The organism is Pararcticibacter amylolyticus (assembly GCF_003130405.1).
In the GTDB taxonomy this organism is placed as follows: Bacteria; Bacteroidota; Bacteroidia; order Sphingobacteriales; family Sphingobacteriaceae; genus Arcticibacter; species Arcticibacter amylolyticus.
The window spans coordinates 1-947 of record NZ_QEAS01000058.1 but is presented as its reverse complement, the minus strand read 5'-3'; the positions used below and the strand labels follow the sequence as shown (position 1 = coordinate 947).

At 53.5% G+C, this 947-nt stretch carries 1 protein-coding gene; it reads right to left on the bottom strand.

Annotated elements, in window-relative coordinates:
- The coding region (locus DDR33_RS24950; protein ID WP_317047476.1) for an RHS repeat-associated core domain-containing protein at nt 1-947 on the bottom strand (947 nt) is incomplete at both ends.

The following is a 947-nucleotide window of genomic DNA, read 5'->3' as shown; positions in this document are numbered from 1 at the left end:
TATTTCTCATCTATCCATTTATAAAAATCATCTCCCCATATCATATCAGCTGTGCTTATACCAAGAGAGATGCCCCAACCAACTACAGGTATGAATGCAGCTCCGATTGCTGCTCCCTGAACCGCAAGTCTCGTCGCATTTCCGGCAGTTGGATCATTTATTAACTGATAGCCTGCAGATGCTACACCTACGACCTCTCCCGCAACTCCCAGACCCTTTGCAAATTTTAGATACTTTGCACCGGTCTTCCCTAAAGTATTTGTAGTTCTCCACGCTTTTTGCGTTTTTCTAAGAAGATCCCAGCCTTCTCGGGTATTATTAGATTTATAACTACTACGAACAGCCCATTCAAGCAATTCAGTTTTGGCAGCCATTCCTAATCCCGCTGCTCCGAAAATGTCAGAGGTAGTCTTTAACCAGCTCGATTCTCCCCCCGAGTTAGTATTCGCATTCACCGGAGCCGTCTTAGTACTGGTCACCGTTACCTTCTTTACCCATCCCCCGCTATAAAACTGCGGGTTCACCGCCGTAGCCAGTAACTTCGGGTCACCGCCCCGCGCCAGCCACTCTTCCTGGGTAATCCGCCCTCCAGCCCAGGGGCTCCACTCGAAACCGGAGGCCGGATCGTCATATGTGTACGTTTTCCCATCCTCCGGGGTCACGCTCCAGTAAGCCCAGGCCAGGTCCAGCACCGCCTGGTTCAGGCCGGTGCCGGCCCCCCAGCTGCTGCCGCTTCCATGCGGCGGCAGCGCCTCCAGCTTCTTGTCCCCCAGCGGGTCATTGTACATCACCGGGTTGTTCCCCGAATAATGATACGTGCTCACTGCATCCGAAGCTTCCGCCATCGGGTCTACCCCCAGGAAACGCCCCAGGGCCGCATCATAGTTCCGGTAATACGTCTGGTAATAGTCCGGAAGGTCCCCGTAGTCGTTCTGCCACTCCGAACC